The following is a 9,339-nucleotide window of genomic DNA, read 5'->3' on the forward strand; positions in this document are numbered from 1 at the left end:
AACCTTGCAAATTTAGTAAATTATTTTAAACTAACTTTTAATTTTTTCTAAATCCAGTAAAAAGGCGAACTCTTTTGCCACCTCTTTTAACGCCTCAAAACGTCCTGAAGCGCCCCCATGTCCTGTATCCATATTGGTGTCCAAAAACAAACAATTTGAATCAGTTTTCAACTCCCTCAATTTGGCCACCCATTTGGCAGGTTCCCAATATTGCACTTGCGAATCATGCAATCCTGTTGAAATGTACATATGTGGATAATCTTGACGGCACACGTTGTCATAAGGCGAATAAGACAACATATACTCGTAATAAAGTTGGTCATTGGGATCGCCCCATTCGTCATATTCACCAGTCGTCAATGGAATTGTGTCGTCCAACATCGTAGTAACTACATCCACAAATGGCACTTGAGCAATAATCCCATGAAACAAATCGGGGCGCATATTGGCGACAGCACCGACCAATAAACCACCCGCAGATCCGCCTTCTGCATACAAATGCGACGCGCTGGTATACCCTTCGTGGATTAAATATTCCCCACAATCGATGAAATCGGTAAACGAATTTCGTTTCTCCAATAACTTACCCGTTTCATACCATCGACGGCCCAAATCCTCTCCCCCACGCACATGCGCTATAGCATACACAAAACCTCGGTCTAAAAGACTTAACCGAGTGGTTGAAAAATAAGGTTCTAGCGTAACACCATACGAACCATAGCCGTAAAGCAATAGTGGATTGGATTGATTTTTTTGGAGTTCTTTTTTATACACCAAAGAAATAGGCACCTGGACACCGTCATTAGCAGTCGCCCAAATACGCTCTTCAATATAATTATTCTTATCAAAATTACCACCCAACACTTCTTGCTCCTTCAATATACGTTGTTCACGGGTAACCATATTGAATTCAATTACCGAGGCTGGAGTAGCCAAGGATTGGTACGCATATCGAAGCCATGGGGTGTCAAAATCGACATTGGTCGTAGTATACGCTGTAAAGGTTTCAGAGGTAAATGGAAGGTATTCATCCATAGTGCCGTCCCAACGCATTATTCGAAGCGCATTCAACCCATTAAACCGTTCGGACACCACCAAAAAATCACTAAAAATATCAATGCTTTCCAACAAAACATCCTCCCGATGCGGCAACACATCAACCCAATGGGATATTGTTGTGTGGGCGACTTCCGTCTTCATTAATTTAAAATTAGTCGCCTCATCTTTATTCGTGAGAATGTAAAAATGTGAATCGTAATGCGAAACCGAATACTCAATTCCCCGAAGGCGCGGTTGAAAAAGCTGGAAATCTGTTGTGGGTTGATCAGCTTTTATAAACCGATACTCTGATGTGAGCGTACTTTCGGAGGCAATCATGATGTATTCGCGTGATTTGGATTTAAATACGGACACGTCAAAAGTAGCATCGGCTTCATAATAAACCTTGACGTCATTGGCTGGATCAGTACCTAAAGTATGCCTATAAATACTGTCCGCACGCAATGTTTTGGGGTCTTTACGACTGTAAAACAAATACTTTCCATCCGTTGACCAAACTGCGCCACCCGTAGTGTCCTCTATGGCATAAGGTAAAATATCACCCGTTTCAAGATTTTTTATTTGTATACTGTATTTTCGACGCGAAACGATATCCACTCCAAATGATATCCAAACATTGTCATCACTGATAGACAAACCGGTTAAATGAAAATACGAGTGCCCTTTAGCCATTTCGTTGGCATCAAAAAGAAGGCATTCTGGAGCTTCCATACTTCCTTTTCGTCGGGTATAAATTGGATAATCACCCCCTTTTTCAAAACGCGTGATATAGTAATACCCATTATAAAAATAAGGAACCGAACTGTCCTCCTCTTTAATGCGACTTTTCATTTCTACAAACAAGGCCTCTTGCAAATCTTTGGTATGCGCCGTAGCTGCTTGATAATAGGCATTTTCTTGTTCTAAATACGCAATAACTTCAGGATTTTCTCGGTCATACAACCAAAAATAATCATCCATACGTTCGTGGCCATGGTGAAAAAGGCGACAGGGATTTTTTTTCGCTTTTGGGGGCTGAAATGTGGACATAAATATTTAACTAATTTTTGCAAAGATACACCGCGAATACGGGCTATGTTGAATGAAAAACTTAAATTTTCAACCAATTCTTTAACAAGTTTATTATGTACATTTGTATAAAATAAAGTAAAAAAATATGTTTGGTGATTTAAAAGGAATGATGGGAAAATTGCAAGAAACCCAGCAAAAAATTGAGGAAACAAAGCAGCGCTTAACCACTGTTTATATTGATGAAAAAAGCAGTGATGGGTTGCTTGAAGTGACCTGCAATGCCAACCGAACAATTCGCTCCATAACGATTGCTGAGGAACTTTTGAAAGACAGAGAGATGCTAGAAGATTACTTAATTGCGGTAATAAATAAAGCGATTGAGCGTGCAGGGCAAATTCAAGAAGCCGAATTGGGAGCGGTTACCAAAGAGGGGCTTCCGAACATTCCAGGAATGAATTTATTCCGGTAACATGCGTTGGGACATTGGTTTTATATTCCTCACGTTGCTGGCAGAAATTGTGGGTACTATTGGAGGCTTCGGCTCTTCGGTGTTCTTTGTTCCCATTGCTAATTTTTATTTTGATTTTCACCATGTGTTGGGACTTACTGCGGTCTTGCATTTAGCAAGTAACATCACCAAAATTGTACTTTTCAGAAAAGGATTCAATCGAAACCTTTTACTCACCATGGGGATACCCTCTGTATTGTTTGTATTGATTGGTGGACTCCTCACTCCTCATATGTCTTCTCAGATTTTGGAACTAATCTTAGGGATATTTCTGACGCTTTTCAGTTTGTTTTTCATTATTGAACCTAAAAAAGTACTTCTACCAACGACCAAAAACGCAGTCCTTGGTGGTGTACTTTCGGGGTTTTCAGCGGGTTTAATGGGAACAGGTGGTGCGATTCGCGGGCTGACTATGGCCGCTTTTAATCTTGAAAAAAATGTATTTATTGCTACTTCTGCCACTATTGATTTAATGATAGATACCTCGCGAACAGTCATCTATGCAAAAAATGGTTATGTGACCCTAGACATCATTTATGCGATTCCCGTTTTAATTGGAATTAGTTTACTCGGATCGGGTATTGGAAAATTATTATTGCGCTCTATCGATCAAAATCGATTTAAACAAATCGCTTTATTTTTGATTCTTGGCATTGGACTACTAACTTTAGGAAAAGTAGTTTTTGCTAAAATATAAGTTTAGCTAAATGCTCCATCACATAGCTATGCATCACCTGTTTGTAGTCTAAATGAGTTACCATTCGAAGTTTTCCAGGCCCCATTGAACTGATATGGATGTTTTTCTGTTTGAGTTTGTCAATCACCCATTGCTCATCCAGTGAAGGGCGAACGGAAAAAATAATGATATTGGTTTCAATCGGTTCGACTTTTGCTACCCAAGGTAAAGTGGCCAATAGAGCCCCGAGTTCTTGCGCGCGTTTGTGGTCTTCTTCCAAACGTAAAATATGATTTTGTAAGGCATACATTCCCGCCGCTGCCAAATACCCCGCTTGACGCATCCCGCCTCCGAAGATTTTGCGAATGCGAAGTGCTCTTTTCATATCGGCTTTCGTTCCAAGCAAAAGAGATCCCACTGGGGCACCTAAACCTTTAGATAAACAGACCGAAATGGTATCAAATAACTCCCCAAATTGTTTAGGATGTTGTTTCTTGGCCACCAAGGCATTCCAAAGACGGGCTCCGTCCAAATGGTATTTCAAGTTATGCTCGACACAAACTTGTTTAATACGCTTTAATTCAAGTACTTCATAACATGCACCACCCCCTTTATTGGTCGTGTTTTCAATACTTACTAACGCTGTTTTTGGCGCATGATAAAATTCTGGATCATTGATAGAGGCACGTACTTGCTCTGCCGTAATCATTCCTCTGGTTCCATCGACGAGACAGCAAGAAACGCCACTGTTAAAAGAAGCTCCTCCACCTTCGTAATGATAAATATGAGAATATTTATCGCAAATGACTTGCTCCCCTGGTTGGGTATGCAATTTAATCGCCGTTTGATTGGCCATGGTCCCACTCGGAAAAAATAATGCCGCCTCCATACCAAAAAGATGCGCTATAGCTTCCTCCAATTCATTAACCGATGGGTCTTGTTTATAGACATCATCTCCTACTTTGGCCCGAAACATGCATTGCAACATTTCTTGGGTAGGTTTGGTTACGGTATCGCTGACTAAATTAATTTCCATATCCGAGAACAATGCTTTACTTTTGCAACTACAAAACTACATTAATTTATGACAAATACCGAACAAATCAAAGGTATTGTAGAACGCCTTGGTGCGTTGAGGAGGTATCTTTGACATTGATGCCAAATTGATCGAAATCTCCAATGAAGAAGAGAAAACCTTTGCGCCAGACTTTTGGAACAATGCCAAACAAGCCGAAGTAATCGTTCGGAATTTACGTTCCAAGAAAAAGTGGGTCGAAGATTTTGCCAAGGCCGAAAATCTTGCCGAGGAACTTCAAATTACCTATGAATTTTTCAAAGATGGCGATGCCTCCGAAGAAGAATTGGATACTCAGTATACGTTGACATTAAACCAAATTGAAGACCTAGAGTTCCGAAACATGCTTTCGGATGAAGGGGATTCGATGAGTGCCGTGTTGCAAATCACAGCAGGCGCTGGCGGTACTGAGAGTTGTGATTGGGCCTCATTACTTATGCGCATGTACTTGATGTGGGGAGAAAAGCAAGGGTATAAAATCAAAGAACTGAATTTTCAAGAAGGCGATGTGGCCGGAATAAAAACGGTAACCCTTGAATTTGAGGGCGATTTTGCATTTGGATATTTAAAGGGTGAAAACGGGGTACATCGTTTGGTTCGCATTTCTCCTTTTGATAGCAATGCCAAACGTCATACTTCCTTTGCATCGGTTTATGTATATCCTTTGGTTGACGACACGATAGAGATTGCAATTAGCCCTGCCGATATAGAGATTACTACCGCACGTTCTAGTGGGGCTGGCGGTCAAAATGTCAATAAAGTGGAAACCAAAGTTCAATTACTTCACAAACCTACTGGAATCCAAATTCAGTGTTCTGAGACGCGTTCTCAACACGATAATCGTGAACGAGCCATGCAAATGTTACGCTCGCAATTGTATGAAATCGAGTTAAAAAAACGCATGGAACAGCGCGCTGATATTGAAGCAGGAAAAATGAAAATTGAATGGGGTTCGCAAATTCGAAATTATGTCATGCATCCCTACAAACTTGTGAAGGATGTGCGCACGGGACAAGAAACAAGCGATGTCGATGCCGTAATGAATGGAGAAATCGACGCGTTCTTAAAAGCGTATTTGATGATGATGGGACAAAAAGAAACTTAAAATAAATGAGACGGTCTAGAAATAGGCCGTTTTTTTTATTAATGCAAACTATATCCCCATTTCGATTTGAAATCGAACATACCAATTGTTTTGCTCACTGCTTTGCGTAAACTGTAGGCGATCGTAGGTAACTTCAGCTTGAATTTTGAAGGCATGTTCCCAAACATATTTGGTAAGTCCCAATGTATATTCTTGAGTGTCGGGCGCGAGATTTACAATGTCTGCTCCGACTTTTTGGGTCGAATACCGAACAATAAACTCGTAATTAGACGGGGTTAGATAACTGCATTGATAGTCAAATCCACTGCCAACATACACAAACCGTGTTTGCGTGGGATCAAGAGGGTTTACTGTAATTGCATTTCTCGTTGAAGATCGAGACATATAGGTGGCCATTGCCGCAAATCCTTTGTATTTAAACATGCCGTCAAGCAAAACCGATTTCAAAGTTCTTGCTTGAAACAAATCGTCACCGAGTTGACCCTGAGTACGTTGAGCACTATTATTTTGCTGAAATGCAGCGGAGAAAAAGAATTTGGGTTTGGCCTCCCGAATTAAATCGCCTTCAAAATAAACACCATCTTTTGAAAAAGCACCCAGCGGCATCAATTCTACTTTTCCTGTTAGCGCCAATCCACTATCGGGTCCGTTGGTTGTATTTCGACCCTCTCCCGTTGACAAAGCGGCTTTGAGATTATACGAAAACTGATTACTGCGCTGATTAAGATGGTGAACTTGAAATCCGAAATCGCGGTCAATATTAAAACGCGCATTATTAATCGATCGATCGGTTAATTGAAGCGCCCCAGAAGAATTAATACGTTGCCGGTTTCCGGGCAATTTCGTCTGACCAAAACTAAAATTCCACTGCGGATTGGGACGATACGTAATCACTGCATCCCGGATTATATTATAATTATCCCCTTCTCGAATTTCGCCTGTATCACCCGGAGCAAATGATAATTGAATGACGTATAAGAACTTTGGACTTCCCACAAAACCATCAAAACGAAGGCGTAACCGACGAATCTGCCAATCATATCCTCCTTCTTCAAATTCATTTTTAATATAGGTGGCCCGGTTTTGAATCCGGAAACGCAAATTCATTTGAAACAAACTGTCGGGGGCTGTAAGACCTAATCCTTTTCCAAAACTATAATACGGTAATGTGGATAATTTTAAGTCGTTATCACTTTTATTTTTTTCCAAAACGGGTTGTGCCCAACCACTGGCAGAAATAAAAATAAAAACAAGAAATAAGTACGATCTAAATTGCATTCCCATAAAATAATCTATTGGCCTACAAGTTAGAAAGAAATTCAAACATGAAGCAAAAAAAAGTCACCGTACTAGGCGACTTGTTTCTTTATAAAATCAAATTAACTAAGTAATAGAAAAGGGCAGCCATAATAGCCGATACTGGTATAGTTAATATCCATGCCCAGAGTAAATTAACAGTGACTCCCCAACGAACGGCGGAAATACGTTTGGTTACTCCTACTCCGATAATCGAACCGGTAATGGTGTGGGTTGTGGAAACCGGTATTTTAAAATGTTCAGTTGAAAACAAGGTTAGAGCTCCTGCTGACTCTGCAACTACTCCTTCAAATGCATTTACTTTGGTGATTTTGGACCCCATCGTTTTTACAATTTTCCAACCCCCCCTCAAAGTCCCTAAAGCAATTACAGTGTAACAGGTTAGCGGAATCCAGTCGGGCATCTTACTTTTTATGCCTTCTTCTTCATTGGGTAATACCACACGCAACCACTCGGGCATTGTTAATACCTCTTGATGTGTCGTGTTTAAATATACTGCCACCGCAGCCGCAATAATTCCCATTACCTTTTGCGAGTCATTACCGCCGTGCCCCAAACTAAATGCAGCAGAAGATAGCAACTGCATTTTTTTCAATACCGACTCTGCTTTGGCCGCAGAATACGTACTAAAAACAAGGTTAAAAATGGCTAAACTATAGAAAATGACAGCCACCAATAACCATTTGATGTTATGCGGTTCGGTCACTACCGACCAGAAATGACTTTCAAAACGGGGTTTTTCTATTGACTCATATCCAATCATTACGGTAGATAAAAACCAAAAAACCAAAAGCATTAAGGCTACGGTAAATATTTTGGGACCGATAGCTTTTTTTGACGAATACATCATCCATAAGGACAGACAGTAAGAAATAAACATCCCCACTAAGGGTGCTAAGACGATAAAACAAATAACAATTAACACCCCACTCGGAAGCAAATCCCCTTCTTTATATTTATACCATGAAACTATATTCCATCCCGCATGCTCTAAATCAACTACCTTCCCAGAAAATCCATGCGCAATCGCAGCGCCTGCAAAACCACCAATTAAAGTGTGTGATGATGAGGAAGGAATTCCTTTCCACCAAGTTAGCAAGTTCCAAACAATAGCTGCTAAAATACCTGCTAAAAGTACTGTTAAATCCAAACTACTGGTTTGGGCTGTTTTAGCCACCGTATCGGCTACTCCAAAACCAAAAACCCAATAGGCCAAAAAATTGAAAAAGGCAGCCCAAAGCACCGCTTGAAACGGAGTCAAAACTTTGGTGGCAACAATGGTGGCAATCGAATTGGCTGCATCGTGGAACCCATTGATGTAATCAAAGGCAAGTGCCAGAAAGATGATGAGAATTAATAAGGTAAATTCCATGAATCCAGCAATTAAGAGTGTTTCACGGAAATTTGTTCCATTACATTGGAAACACTTTTACACTTATCGGAAGCCATTTCCAACGAAGACAATACCTCTTTGTATTTGATGATGTTTTTAACATCGGTTTCATTTTCAAAAATATCGGCAACCGCTTTGTCAAAAACAGCATCCGCCTTACTCTCTAAACGATTAATCTTTTTACACGTATCTTTAATTGCCTTAGGATTTTTAAGATCTTTTAATTCTTTAATACCTACTTCTATCAACTGACATGCTTCCAAATTGATTTCGGTTAACTTTCGAATAGATTTGGTAATTTTATCGACTTGATACAAACGAATACGACTGGCACCTCCATGCATATTATCAGCTACATTGTCAATAGACTTGATTAATGCATGAATATCTTCACGATCGAAAGGAGTTATAAAATTACGACTTAATTCTAAATGGGTTTTATGAGCGATATCTTCAATAATAGCTTCCAATTCCTCAACCTTACTAAATAATTCTTCTCGTTCTGCTTTTGGTGCATTGACGGCATCATGCAAAGTACTCGCCATTAAAGTCAAATTTTTAGAGGCTTGTTCAAATAATGGGAAGAATTTTTTATCTTTCGGTACTAAGAATTGAAATATACTGTTGAGTGTCATATTTTATTGATTTTTACGGTTCAAAATTAGAGTTTCAATGTTAAGCTAATATTAACAAAAAAACAAGTCCCCGTTATTTTTTTACAATAAATTAATATAGAACATTTTCAGTGAGTAGTCAGATTTCAATCGTTTTCGTACTTTAGCGACGCAAAAAATAAACCCCATGGACCTGAACTTTAACAAAAACGAAGATCACAATAAGTTACTACTTTCCGAGCTGAAACAGCGCTTGTCAAAAGTTAAATTGGGCGGTGGCGAAAAGCGTATTGAAAAATTACATGCGGAAGGTAAAATGACAGCTCGTGAACGAATTGACTATATCTTTGATCGTGAATCGCATAGCATTGAAATTGGAGCTTTTGTTGGCGAGGGTATGTATGCCGAACATGGTGGCTGTCCCTCGGGAGGTGTAGTAGTAAAAATTGGATACATACACGGGAAGCAATGTATGGTTGTTGCCAATGATGCTACCGTAAAAGCTGGAGCTTGGTTCCCAATTACAGGAAAGAAAAACTTACGTGCCCAAGAAATTGCAATGGAAAATCGATTGCCTATTA

At 39.8% G+C, this 9,339-nt stretch carries 9 protein-coding genes; 4 read left to right on the forward strand and 5 right to left on the reverse strand.

Going from position 1 to position 9,339, the window contains the following annotated elements; translation table 11 throughout:
* Positions 1–30: 30 nt before the first annotated feature.
* The gene (locus Q0037_RS08395) at positions 31–2,088 is read right to left on the reverse strand and encodes a S9 family peptidase (protein ID WP_297517190.1); all 2,058 of its coding nucleotides are present in this window, start codon (positions 2,086–2,088) and stop codon (positions 31–33) included.
* A 127-nt stretch (positions 2,089–2,215) separates the two neighbouring features.
* On the opposite strand from Q0037_RS08395, the gene Q0037_RS08400 reads away from it, so the two are divergent.
* Entirely contained in the window at positions 2,216–2,539 is a 324-nt protein-coding gene (locus tag Q0037_RS08400; protein ID WP_297517191.1) for a YbaB/EbfC family nucleoid-associated protein, read from the forward strand.
* A 1-nt stretch (position 2,540) separates the two neighbouring features.
* Complete coding sequence (locus tag Q0037_RS08405) at positions 2,541–3,275, forward strand: sulfite exporter TauE/SafE family protein (protein ID WP_297517192.1); 735 nt, start codon at positions 2,541–2,543, stop codon at positions 3,273–3,275.
* Here the strand turns inward: Q0037_RS08405 and Q0037_RS08410 are convergent.
* Positions 3,265–4,290 carry a low specificity L-threonine aldolase gene (locus Q0037_RS08410; RefSeq protein ID WP_297517193.1) on the reverse strand — a complete coding sequence of 342 codons (1,026 nt, stop codon included), beginning with the start codon at positions 4,288–4,290 and terminating at the stop codon, positions 3,265–3,267. The two genes, Q0037_RS08405 and Q0037_RS08410, sit on opposite strands and share 11 nt — an antisense overlap.
* Before the next feature lie 48 nt (positions 4,291–4,338).
* Here Q0037_RS08410 and prfB point away from each other — a divergent pair.
* Positions 4,339–5,434 (forward strand): peptide chain release factor 2 gene (prfB, locus tag Q0037_RS08415; RefSeq protein ID WP_297517194.1). Its coding sequence is split into 2 segments (ribosomal slippage): positions 4,339–4,401 and positions 4,403–5,434, totalling 1,095 coding nucleotides; the frame shifts between segments, so codons are not numbered across the junction.
* A 48-nt stretch (positions 5,435–5,482) separates the two neighbouring features.
* Here the strand turns inward: prfB and Q0037_RS08420 are convergent.
* The 3 genes from Q0037_RS08420 to Q0037_RS08430 all read right to left on the reverse strand — a co-directional run bounded on the left by Q0037_RS08420 (position 5,483) and on the right by Q0037_RS08430 (position 8,779).
* Positions 5,483–6,712, reverse strand: a complete 1,230-nt coding sequence (locus Q0037_RS08420; protein WP_297517195.1) for a porin — start codon at positions 6,710–6,712, stop codon at positions 5,483–5,485.
* A gap of 88 nt (positions 6,713–6,800) precedes the next feature.
* Complete coding sequence (locus tag Q0037_RS08425) at positions 6,801–8,123, reverse strand: inorganic phosphate transporter (protein WP_297517196.1); 1,323 nt, start codon at positions 8,121–8,123, stop codon at positions 6,801–6,803.
* 11 nt (positions 8,124–8,134) lie between these two features.
* Entirely contained in the window at positions 8,135–8,779 is a 645-nt protein-coding gene (locus tag Q0037_RS08430) for a DUF47 domain-containing protein (RefSeq protein ID WP_297517197.1), read from the reverse strand.
* 166 nt (positions 8,780–8,945) lie between these two features.
* Here Q0037_RS08430 and Q0037_RS08435 point away from each other — a divergent pair.
* On the forward strand, positions 8,946–9,339 hold a 394-nt coding region (locus Q0037_RS08435), incomplete at its 3' end, for a carboxyl transferase domain-containing protein (protein ID WP_297517198.1).

It is taken from the genome of Flavobacterium sp., from assembly GCF_027482425.1.
Taxonomy (GTDB): Bacteria; Bacteroidota; Bacteroidia; order Flavobacteriales; family Flavobacteriaceae; genus Flavobacterium.